Source organism: Micromonospora sp. WMMD1120, from assembly GCF_029626235.1.
GTDB lineage: Bacteria > Actinomycetota > Actinomycetes > Mycobacteriales > Micromonosporaceae > Micromonospora.
In genome coordinates this window covers 6,090,771-6,107,923 of the sequence record NZ_JARUBO010000005.1, presented here as the reverse complement: position 1 = coordinate 6,107,923, position 17,153 = coordinate 6,090,771, and the positions used below count along the sequence as shown (strand labels likewise).

General features: G+C 71.8%; 16 protein-coding genes. 11 read left to right on the top strand and 5 right to left on the bottom strand.

What is annotated here, in order from left to right; genetic code table 11:
- Positions 1–2: 2 nt before the first annotated feature.
- Positions 3–1,328: a glycoside hydrolase family 18 protein gene (locus tag O7634_RS28155; protein WP_278153149.1), complete on the bottom strand. Its 1,326-nt coding sequence runs from the start codon at positions 1,326–1,328 to the stop codon at positions 3–5.
- A gap of 145 nt (positions 1,329–1,473) precedes the next feature.
- Between O7634_RS28155 and O7634_RS28150 the strand changes: the two genes are divergently transcribed.
- A complete protein-coding gene (locus tag O7634_RS28150; RefSeq protein WP_278153148.1) occupies positions 1,474–2,358 on the top strand; it encodes a bile acid:sodium symporter family protein in 885 nt (294 codons plus the stop codon).
- Positions 2,359–2,414: 56 nt separating this feature from the next.
- Here the strand turns inward: O7634_RS28150 and O7634_RS28145 are convergent, their stop codons facing one another.
- Positions 2,415–2,834, bottom strand: a complete 420-nt coding sequence (locus O7634_RS28145; RefSeq protein ID WP_278153147.1) for a PPOX class F420-dependent oxidoreductase — start codon at positions 2,832–2,834, stop codon at positions 2,415–2,417.
- A gap of 216 nt (positions 2,835–3,050) precedes the next feature.
- Between O7634_RS28145 and O7634_RS28140 the strand changes: the two genes are divergently transcribed.
- The gene (locus O7634_RS28140) at positions 3,051–3,935 is read left to right on the top strand and encodes an NAD(P)-dependent oxidoreductase (RefSeq protein ID WP_278153146.1); all 885 of its coding nucleotides are present in this window, start codon (positions 3,051–3,053) and stop codon (positions 3,933–3,935) included.
- Between the two features lie 7 nt (positions 3,936–3,942).
- Here O7634_RS28140 and O7634_RS28135 read toward each other — a convergent pair whose 3' ends face one another.
- Together O7634_RS28135 and O7634_RS28130 are read right to left on the bottom strand one after the other, a co-directional pair.
- Positions 3,943–4,938: a glycoside hydrolase family protein gene (locus tag O7634_RS28135; protein ID WP_278153145.1), complete on the bottom strand. Its 996-nt coding sequence runs from the start codon at positions 4,936–4,938 to the stop codon at positions 3,943–3,945.
- Between the two features lie 254 nt (positions 4,939–5,192).
- Complete coding sequence (locus O7634_RS28130) at positions 5,193–6,155, bottom strand: AraC family transcriptional regulator (RefSeq protein WP_278153144.1); 963 nt, start codon at positions 6,153–6,155, stop codon at positions 5,193–5,195.
- A gap of 212 nt (positions 6,156–6,367) precedes the next feature.
- Between O7634_RS28130 and O7634_RS28125 the strand changes: the two genes are divergently transcribed.
- From O7634_RS28125 to O7634_RS28110, 4 genes are all read left to right on the top strand, one after another.
- Positions 6,368–7,909: an NAD(P)/FAD-dependent oxidoreductase gene (locus tag O7634_RS28125; protein ID WP_278153143.1), complete on the top strand. Its 1,542-nt coding sequence runs from the start codon at positions 6,368–6,370 to the stop codon at positions 7,907–7,909.
- A gap of 32 nt (positions 7,910–7,941) precedes the next feature.
- Positions 7,942–9,138, top strand: a complete 1,197-nt coding sequence (locus O7634_RS28120; RefSeq protein WP_278153142.1) for a low temperature requirement protein A — start codon at positions 7,942–7,944, stop codon at positions 9,136–9,138.
- Positions 9,139–9,295: 157 nt separating this feature from the next.
- Positions 9,296–10,180, top strand: coding sequence for an acetyltransferase (locus O7634_RS28115; RefSeq protein WP_278153141.1), 885 nt, complete (start codon positions 9,296–9,298; stop codon positions 10,178–10,180).
- A gap of 109 nt (positions 10,181–10,289) precedes the next feature.
- Positions 10,290–11,264, top strand: a complete 975-nt coding sequence (locus O7634_RS28110; protein WP_278153140.1) for an alpha/beta fold hydrolase — start codon at positions 10,290–10,292, stop codon at positions 11,262–11,264.
- A 63-nt stretch (positions 11,265–11,327) separates the two neighbouring features.
- On the opposite strand, the gene O7634_RS28105 is transcribed toward O7634_RS28110, so the two are convergent.
- Entirely contained in the window at positions 11,328–12,431 is a 1,104-nt protein-coding gene (locus O7634_RS28105; RefSeq protein WP_278153139.1) for an aldo/keto reductase, read from the bottom strand.
- Between the two features lie 140 nt (positions 12,432–12,571).
- Between O7634_RS28105 and O7634_RS28100 the strand changes: the two genes are divergently transcribed.
- The 5 genes from O7634_RS28100 to O7634_RS28080 all read left to right on the top strand — a co-directional run bounded on the left by O7634_RS28100 (position 12,572) and on the right by O7634_RS28080 (position 17,150).
- Positions 12,572–13,204, top strand: coding sequence for a TetR/AcrR family transcriptional regulator (locus O7634_RS28100; protein ID WP_278153138.1), 633 nt, complete (start codon positions 12,572–12,574; stop codon positions 13,202–13,204).
- The gene (locus O7634_RS28095; protein ID WP_278153137.1) at positions 13,197–13,937 is read left to right on the top strand and encodes an alpha/beta hydrolase; all 741 of its coding nucleotides are present in this window, start codon (positions 13,197–13,199) and stop codon (positions 13,935–13,937) included. Before O7634_RS28100 ends, O7634_RS28095 begins: the two co-directional genes overlap by 8 nt.
- Before the next feature lie 336 nt (positions 13,938–14,273).
- Entirely contained in the window at positions 14,274–15,377 is a 1,104-nt protein-coding gene (locus O7634_RS28090; protein WP_278153136.1) for a LacI family DNA-binding transcriptional regulator, read from the top strand.
- Positions 15,374–16,309, top strand: a complete 936-nt coding sequence (locus O7634_RS28085) for a sugar ABC transporter permease (protein ID WP_278153135.1) — start codon at positions 15,374–15,376, stop codon at positions 16,307–16,309. Before O7634_RS28090 ends, O7634_RS28085 begins: the two co-directional genes overlap by 4 nt.
- Before the next feature lies 1 nt (position 16,310).
- Positions 16,311–17,150, top strand: a complete 840-nt coding sequence (locus O7634_RS28080; protein ID WP_278153134.1) for a carbohydrate ABC transporter permease — start codon at positions 16,311–16,313, stop codon at positions 17,148–17,150.
- The last annotated feature ends 3 nt before the right edge of the window (positions 17,151–17,153 follow it).

Below are 17,153 nucleotides of genomic sequence, written 5' to 3'. Positions count from 1 at the left end.
GGCTACCGGGTGCCGAGCCCGAGGCCGATGGTCTTGGTCAGCGTGGCGTTGTCGTCGTCGCCGTCGAGCGACCAGATCATCGCGCCACCGAGGCCGGCCCGTCGGATGTAGAGCGTCTTCTGCAACACGACCGCCGGGTCGTCGTACGTCCACAGGGTCGTGCCGTCGAACAGCCAGGCGTGCCCGGCGCGCAGGTCGCGGTGCACGGCGAACCCGTTGCCGGCCAGCGTCTTGAGCTTCTTGTAGTCCTCGTAGCCGGCCTCGAAGGTGGCCGGCGCGGGCCCGGTCGCCGGTTGGAAGAGGCCGTTTCCGCCGCCGGTGATGCCGGTCCAGCCGCGACCGTAGTAGGGGATGCCGAGGACGAGCTTGGCGCGCGGCGCGCCCCGGGCGATCCAGCCGTCGACGGCCACCTCCACCGAGAAGTCCGGGTTGTCCGGCGAGCCGGTCGGCACCCGCAGCGCGGACTGCTGGTTGGCCACCGCGTCCCAGCCGCCGTGGAAGTCGTAGCCCTGCACGGTGGCGAAGTCGAGGTACCTGAATATCTTGCGACCCTCGTAGCCGGCGTCCATGGCGGCCGGGTTGGCCGGCAGGAACGCGGTCAGCGGGTGGTGCGCGCGGGTCGTGCGTCCGTACGCGTCGAGCTGCCGGCGGAACTCGGCGAGCAGCTTGGTGAAGTTCTCCCGGTCCTCCGGGCGGATCACGTTGCCCGGCTCACCGTCTGAGTTGGGCCACTCCCAGTCGAGGTCGATGCCGTCGAAGACCCCGGCGCCGGCGCCCGGCGTGCTGCCCGGCAGGTTGCCCTTCAGGTAGAGGTCGATGCAGGACGCGACGAACGCCTTGCGGGAGGCGTCGGTGCGGGCCGCGTTCGAGAAATAGGTCGACCAACTCCAGCCGCCCAGCGAGATGAGCACCTTCAGGTCGGGGTGCTTGGCCTTGAGCTTGGCGAGCTGGTGGAAGTTGCCGTTGAGCGCCTGGCCCGGGGCGTCCGCGACGCCGTCCACGCTCTCCTCGGCGGGGACCGGGCGCTGGTAGTCGGCCCAGGCGTCGCCCTCACCGGGCCCGCCGTCGACGTAGCAGCGGCCGTCCTCGCTGATGTTGCCGAAGGCGTAGTTGACGTGGGTGAGGCGGCTCGCCGCGCCGGAGGTGTCGAGCTTCTTGACCGGGAAGGCCCGGCCGTAGATGCCCCACTGGGTGAAGTAGCCGACCCGGTGGTAGCCGGCGCGACGCTGGTTGTCGGCGGCGCTCGCGGCGGTCGGAGGGGCGGCGGTGATCAGCAGGGTCGTCAGGGCGACGACGGCGGTGAGTCGGCGGTGGCGCAATGGTCGCATCGGCACACTCCCACGAGACAATCAGAACAGAATTAGTAAAGACACTTATCTGATTGATGAAGTTAAGGCGGTCACCGTCCGGGGTCAATAGTCGATCAGCCAGACGGGGGATGGTGACGGCATTACCCGACGGTAACCATGTGCCATGGACTCCGCCGTCACCCTGATCGGACTGCCCATCGCCCTCGGCATCATCATGCTCGGTCTGGGTCTCGGACTGACCATGGCGGACTTCCGCCGGGTGGCCCAGCACCCGCGAGCCGCCGTCATCGCCCTGGTGTGCCAGGTGCTCCTGCTGCCGGCGCTCTGCTTCTGCCTCGTCCTCGCGTTCGACCTCGCGCCCGAGCTGGCCGTCGGCATGATGCTGCTGGCCGCCTCACCGGGCGGCACGACCGCCAACCTCTACAGTCACCTGTTCGGCGGGCACGTGGCCCTGAACATCACGTTGACCGCCGTCAACTCGGTGCTCGCCGTGTTCACACTGCCGATCCTGGTGAACCTGTCGGCCGCGTACTTCCTGCCGGACGGAAGGAGCATCGGCCTCCAGTTCGACAAGGTGCTCCAGGTCTTCGCCATCGTGCTCGTCCCGGTCGCGCTCGGCATGCTGGTCCGGGCCCGGTTGCCGCACGTCGCCGAGCGGTTGCGCCGCCCGGTCCGGGTGCTGTCCGTCGTCGTCCTCGTCGCGGTGATCGCCGGCGCCGTGCTCGGCGAGCGGGAGAACCTCGCCGACTACTTCGTCTCGGTCGGGCTGGCCGTGCTCGCCTTCAACCTGCTGAGCCTCGCCATCGGGTACGGGGTGCCGCGCCTCGCCGGGGTCGACCGCGCCGCCGCGACGGCCGCCGGGTTCGAGATCGGCATCCACAACAGCACCCTGGCCATCACCATCGCGCTCAGCCCGGCGCTGCTGGACAGCACCCGGATGGCGATCCCGGGGGCCGTCTACGGCATCGTCATGTTCTTCACCGCGGCGGCCTTCGGCTACCTGGTGACCCGCGTCGGCGTCCGCTCGACCGCGACCCGGACCCCCTGACCCACGGCCGACGCGGTGGTGCGCCCGGCCGCCGTCTCCGGCGACCGGACCGCCGCTCAACCCACCTGGTTGTTGTCCTTCTGCGAACCCCAGCCGTGCCACCTGTCGATCTCGATAAGGGCGCTCACCCGACCGCGCTCCCGCCGGGGGTAGGCGTTGCCGGTGTAGTGCTTCGACAGCCGGTCGATGTCGGCCAGACCCTCGTCCACGCGCAGCTCGGCGACGTGCCCGATGATGCTGACGTGCGTGTACCACCCCGCCTCGTCGAGCACGGTGAGGGACACCCGGGGGTCGTTGCGGATGTGCTCCAGCCGACGGCGGCTCTCGTCCATGTTCACCAGGATCCGGCCGTCCTCCCACAGGTACCAGGTGGCGGCCGAGACCGGCTGACCACCGTTGCGAAGGGTGGTCATGACGGCCGGGTTCGGCTTGCGCAGCATCTCGACCGCGGCGTCGGGAAGCGGTGGCTTGGACATGAGGTCTCCTCGTCGCGACAACGTTTGCCCCTGCACGTTACGCACCCGCGGGCCCGATCACGGAGGTACGCGCGGGTGCGTCGCCCGGTCAGCAGTCCCGGCGTACGTCGAGGACCGGACGGCTCAGCGAAGCTCCTGGACGCGGACCAGGTTGCCGGTTAGGGGTAGGGCCGACCCGCGTACGGGTTTCCGAACGCCGACGGCGAAGATGTGGTCATGACCAGTTCCGCACTGCCCAGGCGCGTCGTCGTCACCGGTGCCACCGGCAAGCTCGGCCGCGCCGTGGTCACCCACCTGCGCGCGGTGGGGGTCGACGTGCTGGCCGTGGACCGCGCGGGCGGTCGCGATCCGCGCGACGTCGACGGCGAGTTCCTGCTGGCCGACCTGACCGACTACGGGCAGGTGGTGGAGGCGTTCACCGGGGGCGTCGACGAACACCCGGGCGGGGTCGAGGCGGTCGTGCACCTGGCGGCGATCCCCGCCCCCGGGCTGGTGTCCAACGCGACCACCTTCGCCAACAACTCCGCCGCCACGTACAACGTGTTCGCCGCCGCGCGGGCGGCCGGCATCAAGCGGGTCGTCTGGGCGTCCAGCGAGACGGTGCTCGGGCTGCCGTTCGACACCCCACCGCCGTACGCGCCGGTGGACGAGGAGTACGCGCCGCGGCCGGAGTCGACGTACTCGTTGAACAAGGCGCTGGAGGAGGAGATGGCGCGGCACTTCTGCCGCTGGGACCCGGAGCTGGTCATGGTGGGGCTGCGCTTCTCCAACGTGATGGACGTCGAGGACTATGCCGCGTTCCCGTCCTTCGACGCCGACCCGATGCTGCGCCGGTGGAACCTGTGGGGCTACATCGACGCCCGCGACGGCGCCCAGGCGGTCGAGCGCGCGCTCGCGTACGACCGGCCCGGCGCCGACGTGTTCATCATCGCCAACGCCGACACCGTGATGAGCAGGTCCAGCGCCAGCCTGATGGCCGAGGTCTACCGGGGTGTCGAGGTGCGCGGGGAGTTGGGCGAGCACGAGACGTTGCTGAGCATCGACAAGGCGCGCCGGCTGCTCGGCTACGCACCACGTCACTCCTGGCGGGACCACGTGTAGCCGGTGGTCAGCGGGCCGCCTGGTAGGCGCGGCCGACGGCGGTCGCCGTGCCGCCGGTGCGGAAGAGCCCGGTCTGGTCCTTGTCCGTGGCGGGCAGGCCGAACCACGCGTAGCGGTGCAGCCAGGACAGGCCGCCGAGCATCCTCGTCGCCGCGGTGAGGAACGCGGCCTGCTGCGCCTGGGTCGGGAAGCGCACGCCGTCGGAGAAGTCGATCAGGGCGAACTCGGTGAGCCAGATCGGCAGCCGGTAACGGTCGTGCACGGCCTGGAGGTACGACCTGAGCTGGTTGACCGCGTTGGCGGTGGTGAAGTCGCCGCCGTACCAGTGCAGGGCGATGAAGTCGACCCGGTAGCCGCGCTGCTTCGCGCCGCTCATGAAACGGTCGAGCCACTCGCCCGGCCGGTCCCCGCCCCAGGCCACCGCCGGGCTGCCCAGCGGTAGGCCGGTGGCCTCCAGCTGCGGCCACAGCTCCAACGCCTGCTCCACCGTCATCTCGGCCTGGCCGGTCATGTCCGGCTCGTTGAAGCCGAGCAGGTAGCGGCCGTTCTGCCTGGCCTCTCGCAGGTTGCTCGCGGTGACGCTCTTCGCCCCCCAGATCATCGGGACGAACTCGGTGCCCGACGGGCTGGTGACACCCTGGTGCTTCACGTCCCAGGTGTAGTACCAACTCGCCCCGGAGTTGGCCAGCGCCTGGTTGACGCCGTCGAACGTCCACACGCCGACACCCTTACGCCGGGACGTCACGGCGGGGGCCGCCGGGGCCACCGGACGGCTGCTCGTCGGCCTCGCCGTCGGCGTCGGCGTCGGGCTCGTCCCGGTCGGGCCCGCCGTGGCGGTGGGGGGTGCGGTCGCGGCGGGTGTGCCGGGCAGCGGGCTCGCGGACGGCGCCGCGTCGACCGCCTGCGTCGCCGCCGGGGCGGGCGTCGGCCCGGTCGGCTGGATCACGACGACCACACCGGTCACGAGTACGGCCACCAGGGCCGCGACGGCGAGGGGCCACAACAGACGCTTCGCGCTCGTCGGAAGGCGGCCGAGCAGCCCGCGTCGGGGGTCCGCGTGGAGGCCCCGGGCTCCCCTCGCGGTGTCCGCTGGACCCTGGCCGGTTACGCGCATCGTCTCGACTCCTTCGCGTGGTCACATCGCTACGTCCTGCGGCGGTGACCGACGAACCCCGTCACCCGCCTCCCCTCAGGAGACTCGCCGGCCCCGCCGGGATAACAGTTTCGCCGGCGGTGCCGCGGGCGTCGGTGCGCTCGTCAGCGACGCAGTGTCGCCGACGGCGCCTCGCCGAAGCGGTTCCGGTACTCGGTCGCGAACCGGCCGAGGTGCAGGAAACCGTGCTGGAGGGCGACGGTGGTCACCGACGTTCCCGGCGCGGCCGAGCGGAGCGTCCGGTGCGCCGCGTCGAGGCGGCAGGCCCGCAGGTACGCCGTCGGGGTGGTGTGCAGCTCCCGGCGGAAGCAGTCCTGCAGGCTGCGTACGCTCACCCGCAGCGCCTCGGCGATGTCGCCGACCGTCAGGGCCTCGCCGTGGTGGTCGGAGATGAGGGCGCAGGCCCGGCGGACGAGGCGCCCGGGGTGGGGCTGGTGGCCCGGCTCGACGAGCAGGTCGGAGTGGCTGTGCCGGTGGGCGAGCAGCAGGTGGCCGATGAGCCCCTGGGCGAGGCGGTCGGCGACCTGCGGATCGTCGAACAGGGACGCCTCCGCCGGCTGCGACAACTCGTCGGCGAGGAACGCCACCCCGCGCGCCCACGCCCGAGCGGAGGGAGTGGTCGTCACCATGCCGACGTCGAGGCGGACCGGCTCGTCCACCGGACGGCCCAGGAGACGGGCGAGTTCCCGGTCGACGGCCCGCCGGTCGGCGTAGAAGATCCGGTGCGGCGACCCCGCCGACCACCGCATGTCCGAGGAGTCGTACGGGGACAGCACCGAGGCGAGGTCGGGCGTCGAGGTCACCGTCTGACCGGCGTGCCGGACCACTGTGCTGCCGGCGGTGGGGACCTGGACGAGGTAGAAGCTCTCCAGCGCGGGCGGCTGGATGCGGACCGCCTGCCCGTAGTCGAGGTCGATGACCCCCACCCCGCCCGCCCGGCGGGCCGCCATCCGCAGGTGGATGCCGCGTACGCCCGCCTCCGGGGTGAGCCGGTGCGGACAGAAGACCCGGCCCACCTCGGCCCGAGCCCGGTCGACGTCGTCCGTCCGGACCGTCACCGCATCCATCCGACACCTCCGGGCGCCCTGCTGCGCCGACCCTACGGCGCGACCGGGCCGACACGACCGCAAAGCCGTCCACCCGACAGGGAGAACCTCGCTGCCGCGTACGGCGGACAGTGGCTGCGCGGCGCGGATAGCGACCTTCCCGGCCTGCTCGTTAGCGTGCGACCACCGCGGGCGTGGTGCCCGGCGGCGGTTCACCCACAGCGGAGGAGACCATGAGGATTGCCGTGGTCGGCGCGGGATTCGCCGGCCTGAGCGCGGCCAAGGTGTTGCGACAGGGCGGGTTCGACGTCACCGTGTTCGAGAAGGCGCCGGACGTCGGTGGGGTGTGGAGCCGCACCCGTCGTTATCCGGGCCTGCACACACAGAACGACAAGGGCACCTATCACCTGTCCGACCTGCCGATGCCCGCCGACTACCCGCAGTGGCCGTCCGGCGCGCAGGTCCAGCGGTACCTGGAGAGTTACGTCGAGACGTTCGGGCTGGCCGACGCGCTGCGCCTGTCCACCGAGGTCGTCTCCGCCGAACTCGTCAACCACGAGACCGGGTGGTTGATCTCGTCGCGGCCGGCCGGCGCGCCGGAGCCGCTGACGATGGAACGGTACGACCACCTGGTCGTCGCCAACGGCATCTTCTCCGACCCCCTCGTCCCCACCTTCGACGGTCACGCCGCCTTCGCCGCCGCCGGCGGGCGGGTGCTGGCGGCGGGCGAGTTCCACGACGTCGAGGAGGCCCGCGGCCGCAACGTCCTCGTCGTCGGTTACGGGAAGTCCGCGTGCGACGTGACGGTCCCGGTGAGCGAGGTCGCCGCCGCTACCCACGTCGTGGCCCGTGGACTGCTCTGGAAGATGCCCCGGAAGCTCGGCGGCGTGCTCAACTACAAGTACCTGCTGCTCACCCGGATGGGTGAGGCGTTGTTCCGCTACCTGCGTCTGAGGGGTTTCGAGCGGTTCCTGCACGGGCCGGGCGACGGTCTGCGCCGGAGCATGGTCGACGGTGTCGGCGCGGTCGCGACCCGGCAGCTCAGGCTGCGCCAGTTGGGTCTGGTTCCGGACGGCGCCTTCGAGGACATCGCCCGCAGCACCGTCAGTCTGGTGACGGAGGGGTTCTTCGAGCGGGTCGCCGACGGGCGCATCACCGTGCACCGGGACCAGACGATCACGGAGTTGCTCGTCGACGGCGGCCGACCGGCAGCCCGCCTGGCCGACGGCACCGTGCTCACCGCCGACCTGGTGATCTGCGGCATCGGCTTCCGCCAGCAGGTGCCGTTCCTCGACGAGGCGGTGCGGGCCCGGCTCCAGGACGAGGCGGGCAACTTCCTGCTCCACCGGCAGATCCTGCCGATCGGCGTGCCGCGTCTGACCTTCGCCGGCTACAACTCGTCGTTCTTCAGCCCGCTCAGCGCGGAGATGGCGGCGGTCTGGACGGCCGCGTACCTGCGCGGCGGGATCACCCTGCCGCCCGAGGACGTGATGCGTGCGGAGGTGCGCGCCCGGCTGGCGTGGATGACGGCGCGCACCGGGGGACGGCACGCCCGGGGCACCGCCATCATTCCGTTCTCCATGCACAACATCGACGAGGTGCTCGACGAACTCGGGCTCAACCTGGGTCCGCTGACGCGGGCCCGGCAGTGGCTGTTCCCCGTCGACCCGCGCTCCTACCGCCACGTGACGGCCCGGATGCTCCGGCGGACCAGCGAGCGGGTATCCGCCATCGGCGACCCGGAGGGAAGAAAGATGGATAAAATACGCAGATAAGGACCAGGTGGGCCGGTCGGCGAGGAGGCTCCGTGCTGACGCGCACCATGTTCCGGGGGTTCGGCGACAGTCGCAGCCCGAACTCGGCGACAGTCCTTGAACTGCTCTTCGACATCGTCTACGTCTTCGCGCTCGCCCGCCTCGCCGGGCGGGTGGCGGACGATCTGACCATCGTCCGGCAGACGTTGCTCTCCGAGGCGGGCCAGACCGTCCTCTTCTTCACGGCGATGTGGATGATCTGGTCGCTGAACGCGTTGCTGGCCAGCACGTACGACCCCCGACGTCCCGAACTCCAGGCATTCCTGCTGGTGACGATGTTCGGCACGCTGGTGCTGGCGGTCTCGTTGCCGCAGGCGTTCGGCCAACGCGGCGTCGTCTTCTCCTGCACGTACGTGATCATCCAGGTCGGCCGACCGCTCTTCCTGGCCTTGGCCCTGCGCGGCCACCCGGTGCAGGCGTTCTCGATCCGGGTGCTCACCTGGCACGTGGCGTCCGGTGTGCTCTGGATCAGCGGCGGCATCAGCGGTGGGCTGGGGCGGGGCGTCTTCTGGACGCTCGCGCTCGCCATCGAGCTGGTCGGCGCCGCCATCACCTATCCGCTGCCCCGGATGGGCGGGCCACAGCTCGCCTCGCTGGGGGTCAGCGTCTCGCAGGTGCATCTCGCCGAGCGGTACAACCAGTTCTTCATGATCGCGCTCGCCGAGGTGGTGCTCGAAGCCGGTGCCGCCGTCAGCTTCCCGGGCTTCTCGCGGGACGGGACGATCACGCTCGTCGCCTCGTTCGTGACGGTCGTCGCCTTCTGGCGGATCTACTTCTTCCACGTCCAGTCCGGAGACGCTTCCTCCCTGAGCGGGGAGGGGATCCACCTGTCCCGGTGGGCGAGCTACAGCCTGCTGCTCATCGTCGGCGGCATCATCTGCACCGCCGTCGGCTTCGGACAGATCATCGAGGATCCGCACCCGCCGATCGACTGGGCCCTGGTGGTCATCGTGTTCGGCGGCCCGGTGCTGTTCCTGATCGGGCGCGGCTTCCTGGAGGAGGGCAGTCGCGCCACGCCGCGTTGCCCGGCACTGTTCGTCGGCGTGGCGGCGCTGGTCGTGGGTGCGGTTCCCATGGTGCTGCTCCCGCCGGTCGCCGTGGCGGTCACAGTGGCGCTGATCCTCGCCGGCATCACCGTCTTCGACCAACGAGCCCACAAGCGTGGCTCCGAGACCAACCCGACGCTCTGATGGCACGTTGCGGGCCGCCGACCACCGCGCGTAGGGTCGTCGGCACGCCGTCGAGCCGGGAGGAGGTCAGAGCAATGTCCGATGTTCTGCGCCCCCTCCGCGCTCCGGCGTCCGCGCGGATCTGACCCGGGGCGCCCGTCTCCCGGAGGACCACGCCATGTCTGATCTGGTCATTCGTCCGCTCGTCGCGGGCGAGGAACACGTGTTCGACTCCATGCCCGATCCGCTGCCCGACCTGCGACAGGTCGCCTACGCCGACGGCATCGCCGGTGGCGGTTACCGACCCGAGACGACCTGGGTCGCGCTGCGCGCCGGCCGGGTGGTCGGCCGGGCCGCGTGGCTGCGGCCACCGGGCGCCGTGGGCGCCCCGTGGTTGGAGCGGTTCGACCTCGACGCCGAGCCGGAGGTGGGCGCCGACCTGCTGCGCGCCGCCCACCTCGCGCTCGGCGGCCCCCACCCGTACTACGCGGCCCTGCCGGCACACTGGCGGCGTCGCCCCGAGGTGCTGGCCGTGGTGCGGGCGCCGATGGCGGCGGCCCGGCTCGCCGGGCTGGTCGAGCGGGGGGAGCGGGTGCGCTGCTCGTGGACCGGCACGCCCCTGCCGGCGTCCTCCGGGCGCTACGGATTCCGTACACCGGTCGACACGGCGGAGATCGACGACCTGGTCGCCCGGATCGCCGAGCCGGACGTGCTGACCGGCGCCGAGATCGCCAGCGCGGTCGGTGGCGTCGACCTCGCCACCGACCCCCTGGCCTGGCTCGGGGACGCGACCGAGCGCTGGCGGGTCGCGGTGCGCGACGGTGAGCCGGTCGGGCTGGCCGGGACGTTCGGCGACGCCTGCTACCCGCTGCTGGCCTACCTCGGCCTGCTCGACGAGGCGGCCCGGCCCGAACTCCTGGCGGAGGCCGTCCGGGTTCTCGCCGCCGACGGCGCCTACGAGGTGATCGCCGACGTGGACGCCCACCGGGTCGCGGTGCGGGCGGAGTTGGAACGCACCGGCTTCCGGCAGGTGCGGTCCCGGGTCACCTTCGCGGCGAACTAGGGCCTCCGGGTCGTCGTCGCGCCGGCGAACCAGCGGGCGGGGGTGCGCCCGGTCACCCGGACGCACCCCCGGGCCGTCGGTGGTCGCCGGCCCTGCCAGCATCGGGCCCATGCCGGAGATCGTCGCGCAGGTGGTCGGCGGGTTGGCGCTGGTGGGTGTGGCGATCGGCGGGCTCTGGCTCTGGCCGGTGCCCCGTCCGCGCCCCGGTCCCGTGCCGGCGCGACCGCTGGACTTCGCCGCCGCCACCCGGGCCGCCGAAGCCGTCATCGCCGCCGAGGCGGCGGACCCCGAGGTCCGGCCGGAGTCGCGCAGCCGGCTGCTGAACCACGGTTTCCCGACCGAGCGGGTCGTGCTGCTGCTGCACGGGTACACCGTCGCGCCGGATCAGCACGAGGACCTGGCGCAGGAGTTCTTCGACAGGGGGTACAACGTCTGGGTTCCCCGGGCTCCCCGGCACGGGACCGTCGACCGGCGGGCCCACCACCGGGTCGAGGTCGGCGCGCTGACGACGTACGCCGAGGAGGCCCTGCGGGTCGCGGCGGGCCTGGGCGACGAGGTGGGGGTGGTGGGGATCTCCGGCGGCGCGGTGCTCGCCACCTGGCTGGCCCAGCTGCCGGGCACCGTCGTGCGGCGTCTGGTGCTGCTGTCGCCGTTCTTCCGCCCGGACCGCCGGCAGGCGCCGGCCTACGCCGTCCGGCCCATCATCCTGCTGTACGGACGCCGCCTGCTGCCGGACCGGGTGACCTCGCGCGGCTACTCGCTCGCCGCCGTCACCCAGTACCTGACGATCGCGCGGGCCCTGCCGAGGCGGCCCCGGCGAACCGGTCTGCGGTCCGTGGCGGTCGTGATCAGCCCGCTCGACGCCGTGGTGGACCTCCGGGCGGCGCTCGACGTGCCGCGCCGCATCGCCGCCGCGAACGCCGTACCACTGCGGGTCTGCGCCCTGCCGGAGGCGTTGGGCGTCGGGCACAACACGCTCAACCTGGCCGCCCTCGGCGCCGGGGCCGACGAGCTGCGCCGGCGGTACGTCGCGCTCTACGAGGGGGAGACGACGGCCACGTCGAGTCCCGGGACGGGATGCTGAGCGGCAGCGTGCGCCGTGGCCCGCACGGCGTCGACGTGCGGGCCACGGTCTGCGCCGGGCCCGCTACCGGGCCGCCTCTGTCGCGGCGTTGAGGACCGGCGGGGCGTAGCCGGCCGGCTTGTCCCCGATCCCCAGGCCGGGGCTGACCACCCAGGACTGGTACTCCGCTGTGAACATCGCGTACGGCAGGTCGAGCTTCGGCGCGCTGGCCTCGTCGAGCCGGCGGCGGGCGTCGGCCGGGATCTCGAAGTCGAGTGCCTCGAAGTTGCTGGCGACCTGCTCGGCGCTGCTCGCGCCGATGATCACCGAGGCGACGGCGGGCTGGGTGGCGACCCAGTTGATCGCCACCTGGGCCATGCTGCGGCCCAGGTCGGCGGCCACGCCCTCCAGGGCCTCGACGACCTGCCAGTCGCCGGAGCTGATCTCCCGACCTCCGGCGTTCGGCGTGGTCAGGCGGCCGGTCCCGCTCAGGCCGTCGGCGCCGCGCCGGTACTTGCCGGTGAGCAGGCCGCCGGCGATCGGGCTCCACGCGGTGAGCCCCATGCCCACGTTCTGCGCCATCGCCACGAACTCCGCCTCGACCCCCCTGTTGACCAGGGAGTACGGCAGTTGCAGGTTGATCAGCGGAGCCAGTCCGTGCGCCTCGGCGTAGCTCTGCGCGCGGGCCGCGTACCAGGCCGGCACGTCGGAGAGGCCGGCGTACCGGATCTTGCCGGTGCGCACCAGGTCGTCGAGGGTGTGCACGACCTCCTCGACCGGGGTGATCCGGTCCCAGGTGTGCAGCAGGTACAGGTCGAGGTAGTCGGTGCCGAGCCGGCTCAGCGACGCCTCCACGGCCCGCATGATGTGCTTGCGCCCGTTGCCGCTCGCGTTCGGGTCGCCGGGGTCGACGGTGTTGGTGAACTTGCTGGTGAGCACCAGCCGCTCGCGCGCGCCGGCCCGGTCGATCAGGCGGCCGAGGATCCTCTCGCTCTCCCCGGCGGTGTAGAAGTCCGCCGTGTCGATGAAGTTCCCGCCCGCCTCCAGATACCGGCGGAAGATCGGCTCGGACTCCTCCTCGGTCTTGCCGTACGCGGCGTGGAACCCGTCGACGCCGAAGTTCATGGTGCCCAGCGCCAGCCGGCTGACCCGCAGACCGGACCGCCCGAGCAGGTAGTAGTGGTTCATCGGGGCGTCCTCTCGATCACATGTCGGCCCGAGTGGACCGCGTAACCGACCATGGCGCGGCAAAATTGGACCTGCAAGTCCAGAAACCGGGCTAGGGTCTGACCGGCAGGCGCGAGGGGAGAGGCGGTGACGGAGGTCTCATGACACGAGTGCTCACCCGCAAGGGCGAGGCCACCCGGGCGCGGATCGTCGCGGGCGCGGCAACCGAGATCCGTGAGCGCGGCGTCGACGAGGTACGCCTCGAGGACGTGATGGCGCACACCGGCACCAGCAAGGGGCAGCTCTTCCACTACTTCCCGGACGGGAAGGAGGAATTGCTGCTGGCGGTGGCCCAGTACGAGGCCGACCAGGTTCTCCTGGACCAGGAACCGATGCTCAGCAACCTCACCTCCTGGCCGACCTGGCTGGCGTGGCGCGACCGGCTGGTCGAGCGCTACCGGGCGCAGGGGGTCAAGTGCCCGCTCAACGGCCTGCTCGGTCAGACCGGGCGGCGGGCGCCGGGCGCGCAGGCTGTCATGATCGGCCTCATGGTGCGCTGGCAGGACGCCATCGCCGCCGGCGTCCGGCACATGCAGGCCACCGGGGACATCGGCCCGGACGTGGACGCCGACCGTACGGCGGCGGCGCTGCTCGCCGGCATCCAGGGCGGCGTGCTCCTGCTGCTGTCCACCGGGCGGACCGACCACCTCGAAGCGGCCCTCGACCTCACCATCGACTCGCTGCGCGCCAGCGCGGTCGGTAGACGCTCCGACGAAAGGCACGACGATGACTGACGGGTCGACCCGCCCACCACTGGTGTTGCTGCACGGCCTCACGTTCGACCGGCGGCAGTGGGAACCGGTCCGCCGCGAACTCGCGGCGCTCGACCCGGACCGGCCGGTGCTCGCCCTCGACCTGCCCGGCCACGGTGACGCGCCCCGCCGGGAGTCGTACCGGATGGCGGAGGTCGCCCAAACCGTCCACGACCAGGTGACCGCCGCGGGTCTCACCGAGCCGGTGGTGGTGGGCCACTCGGTCGGCGCTGTGGTCGCCACCGTGTACGCCGCCCGCCATCCGGCGCGGGGCGTGGTCAACCTGGACCAGATCCTGCTGCCCGGCCCGTTCGGCGTGGCCGTCCGCCAGGCCGAGCCGACCCTGCGCAGCCCCGAGTGGCGCAGAGTGTGGGACGCCATGCTGGCCGGCATGGGAATCGAGTCGTTGCCGGCCGAGGCGCGTGAGCTGGTGGACACCGCCACCGATCCCCGGCCGGACCTGCTGCTCGGTTACTGGGGCGAGATCCTCAGCGGGTCGGACCAGGAGATCGTCGCCGAGCGGTCGGCCGACCTGCGGTCCATCGGCGAGCGGGGGATCAGCTACCGCTGGCTGACCTCGTCCGAGCCGCCGGCCCGTTACCTGGCCTGGCTGACGGACGTCCTGCCGCAGGTCAGCGTGACAGTGCTGCCCGGCAGCCACTTCCCGCACCTGGCGGAGCCGGAGACCGTAGCCCGCCTGCTGACAACCAACTAACCCAGCCCAACAACCCCTTCCCCCGCCCACCCCCGCCCGCCCCCGCCGCCCCCCGCTCGCCCCCACCCCCGCCCGCCCCCGCCCCCACCCCCGCCCACCCCCGCCCGCCCCCGCCCGCCCCCACCCGCCCCCGTTGATCATGAAGTTATTGCCTTCGGCCACGGCGTGTCGTGACCACAACTTCATGATCAACGGGGCGGGGGCCGGGGTGGGGGTGGGGGTGGGGGTGGGGGTGGGCGGGGTTGGAAACGTTTTCGTAACGGTGGTTGACCTCTCGGAGGATCGCGGAGCAGACTCCCCGGAAACGTTTACAGCTATCGGGTGGAGGTGCCGAACGTGGGTCGTAAACGTTTACAGGAATCGGCGGACGGCCGGCCCACAGTGCACACCGTCGCCGCCCGCGCCGGCGTCTCCATCGCGTCCGCGTCGCGGGTGCTCAACGGCGTCGGCGGCAGCCCCGAGACGGTCCGCCGGGTCCGCGAGGCGGCGGCGGAGGTGGGCTACGTGCCCAACGCCATCGCCCGGTCGCTCCAGTCGCAGCGCACCGGCCTCGTCGCGCTCGCCGTCGAGGACATCGGCAACCCGGTGTACGTGGAGATGATGCGCGCCATCGAGGCGGTCGTCGCCGGCTCCGGGCGGCAGCTGCTGGTGCACGCGACCGGCGGGCGCATCGACAACGAGACCGCCCTGCTGCGGCGGCTGGCCCACCGCTACGTCGACGGGATGATCATCTCGCCGATCCGGGTCACCGACGACCACCTGGCCGCGCTCGTGGACAGCCCGGTGCCGGTGGTGGTCGTCGGTCAGCTCGGCGCGGACGCGCCGGTCGACAACGTGCGTACCGACTCGCGGCACGGTGTGGCGCTGGCGGTGGACCATCTCGTCGCCACCGGCCGACGACGGATCGGCTTCGTCAACGGTCCGCTCGACACCGTCCCCGGCGCCGCCCGGGACAGCGGGTTCCGCGCCGCCCTGGCCCGCCACGGCATCCCGCTCGACGAGAACCTGATCGAGGTCGGCGACTTCCAGTACGTCGCCGGCCGGGCCGCCACCGAGAGACTGCTCGCCCGCGCCGAGCCGGACGCCCTGGTCTGTGCCAACGACCTGATCGCGGTCGGCGCGCTGCACGCCCTGCTGGTCGCCGGTCGCCGGGTGCCACAGGACGTCGCCCTGGTCGGCATGGACGACACCGAACTGGCCCGGATGATGTTTCCGCAGCTCTCCAGCGTCTCGCTCGGCTCGACCGAGCGTGGTCGCCGGGCCGCCGAGCTGCTCCTGCACCGGATGGCGGACGCGTCCCTGCCGCCCTGCCGCGAGCAGGTGCCACCGAGTCTCGTCGTCCGCGCGTCCAGCGCCACGACCCCGCCGTCCCCTCGCACCGAGACCGGACCGGCCCGCACACCGACCACCCACCCGTTCAGCGAAGGGGTGACCGCATGACCACCCTTACCGAGCGGCCAGACGTCGAGCGGGCCGCGCCGGCCCGCCGGCCGAGCCGGTTCCGCTCCGACCGCACCGCCATCTATCTGCTGCTCCTGCCGTCGCTGCTGCCCATCCTGGTGCTGTCGGTGTTCCCGCTGCTGCGCGGCATCTACCTCGGCTTCACCGACGCCCGCGCCGGGCGCAATGTCGAGGTCAGCTTCACCGGTCTGGCCAACTACCGGGAACTTCTCGGCGACGAGCTGTTCTGGAACTCTTTCAAGATCGGCCTGCTCTGGGCGGTCGGGGTGACGGTGTTGCAGTTCCTGCTCGCCCTCGGGTTGGCCCTGCTGCTCAACCAGCAGTTGCGGTTCCGGGGCGTGGCGCGGGTGCTGGCCGTGGTGCCGTGGGCGATGCCGCCGGTCGTTGTCGGCATCCTCTGGAAACTCGTCTACCACCCCGACGCCGGCCTGCTCAACGAGGTCTTTCACCGGTTCGGCGCGGACGGGCTGCGGACCAACTGGCTCGGCGACTTCAGCACGGCCCTGCCGGCGGTGATCATCGTCGGCGTCTGGGCGGGAATGCCGCAGACCACTGTCGTCCTGCTCGCCGGCCTCCAGGGTGTGGGGCGGGAGCTGCACGAGGCGGCGGCGGTGGACGGGGCCAGCACCTGGCACCGGTTCCGGCACGTCACGCTGCCCGCCCTGGCCCCGGTGATCGTGGCGATCACGTCGCTGGACTTCATCTGGAACTTCAACTCGTTCGGCCTGGTCTACGTGCTGACCGCGGGTGGTCCGGGTGGCAAGACCATGCTGCCGATGCTCTTCGCGTACGAGGAGGCGTTCCGCTACGGCAACTACGGCTACGCGGCAGCGCTCGGCAACGTGATGGTCGTGCTCATCATCGCGTTGCTCGCCGTCTATCTCCGTCGCCGGCTCAGGGAGGCGAGCTGACATGTTCGGAAAGCCGAGCCGCACCAGCCGGACGCTGCAATATCTCGCGCTCGCCGGCTATCTGATCTTCCTCGGGTTCCCGCTGGTCTGGTTGCTCTCCACGGCGTTCAAACCGCCACGCGAGCTGGTCCGCCTGCACCCGACGCTGATCCCGGACAACCCGACACTGCAGAACTTCGTCCAGGCCTTCACCGAGCAGGAGCTGGGCCGGGCGGCGTTCAACAGCCTTCAGGTCTCGCTCGCCTCGGCGGTGCTGACGGTGCTCGTCGCCATGCCGGCGTCGTACGCGTTGGCCCGGTTCCGCTCCAGGCTCGGCACCGCCGCGCTGGGCTGGGTGCTGCTGTCCCAGCTCTTCCCGTTCGTGTTGCTGATCATCCCGATCTTCCTGGTGCTGCGCCGGGTCGGCCTGGCCAACACGCACGCCGGACTGGTGCTGATCTACGTGGTCTGGGCGCTGCCGTTCGCGCTGTGGATGCTCCAGGGCTTCGTCCGCAACATTCCGAGGGAGCTGGAGGAGGCCGCCTCGGTCGACGGCGCGAGCCGGGTGCAGGTGCTGCGGCGGGTGGTCTTCCCGCTGCTCGCCCCCGGCCTGGTAGCGACCGCGTTGTTCTCGTTCATCTCGGCCTGGAACGAGTTCTTCTTCGCCCTGGTGCTGATCAAGACACCGGAGCTGGCCACCCTGCCGGTGGCGTTGGCCCGGTTCGTCGGCATCGAGGGCACCGCCCGACTGGGACCCCTGGCCGCCGGTTCGCTGCTGGCGACCCTCCCCAGCCTGATCTTCTTCGCGTTCATGCAGCGCCGGCTCTCGTCCGGGTCGCTCGCCGGCGCGGTCAAGGGCTGATCC

Coding starts and splice junctions, on each gene's coding strand:
- O7634_RS28155 (WP_278153149.1), bottom strand. CDS start 1,328: ATGCGACCATTGCGCCACCGCCGACTCACCGCCGTCGTCGCCCTGACG.
- O7634_RS28150 (WP_278153148.1), top strand. CDS start 1,474: ATGGACTCCGCCGTCACCCTGATCGGACTGCCCATCGCCCTCGGCATC.
- O7634_RS28145 (WP_278153147.1), bottom strand. CDS start 2,834: ATGTCCAAGCCACCGCTTCCCGACGCCGCGGTCGAGATGCTGCGCAAG.
- O7634_RS28140 (WP_278153146.1), top strand. CDS start 3,051: ATGACCAGTTCCGCACTGCCCAGGCGCGTCGTCGTCACCGGTGCCACC.
- O7634_RS28130 (WP_278153144.1), bottom strand. CDS start 6,155: ATGGATGCGGTGACGGTCCGGACGGACGACGTCGACCGGGCTCGGGCC.
- O7634_RS28125 (WP_278153143.1), top strand. CDS start 6,368: ATGAGGATTGCCGTGGTCGGCGCGGGATTCGCCGGCCTGAGCGCGGCC.
- O7634_RS28115 (WP_278153141.1), top strand. CDS start 9,296: ATGTCTGATCTGGTCATTCGTCCGCTCGTCGCGGGCGAGGAACACGTG.
- O7634_RS28110 (WP_278153140.1), top strand. CDS start 10,290: ATGCCGGAGATCGTCGCGCAGGTGGTCGGCGGGTTGGCGCTGGTGGGT.
- O7634_RS28105 (WP_278153139.1), bottom strand. CDS start 12,431: ATGAACCACTACTACCTGCTCGGGCGGTCCGGTCTGCGGGTCAGCCGG.
- O7634_RS28100 (WP_278153138.1), top strand. CDS start 12,572: ATGACACGAGTGCTCACCCGCAAGGGCGAGGCCACCCGGGCGCGGATC.
- O7634_RS28095 (WP_278153137.1), top strand. CDS start 13,197: ATGACTGACGGGTCGACCCGCCCACCACTGGTGTTGCTGCACGGCCTC.
- O7634_RS28085 (WP_278153135.1), top strand. CDS start 15,374: ATGACCACCCTTACCGAGCGGCCAGACGTCGAGCGGGCCGCGCCGGCC.
- O7634_RS28080 (WP_278153134.1), top strand. CDS start 16,311: ATGTTCGGAAAGCCGAGCCGCACCAGCCGGACGCTGCAATATCTCGCG.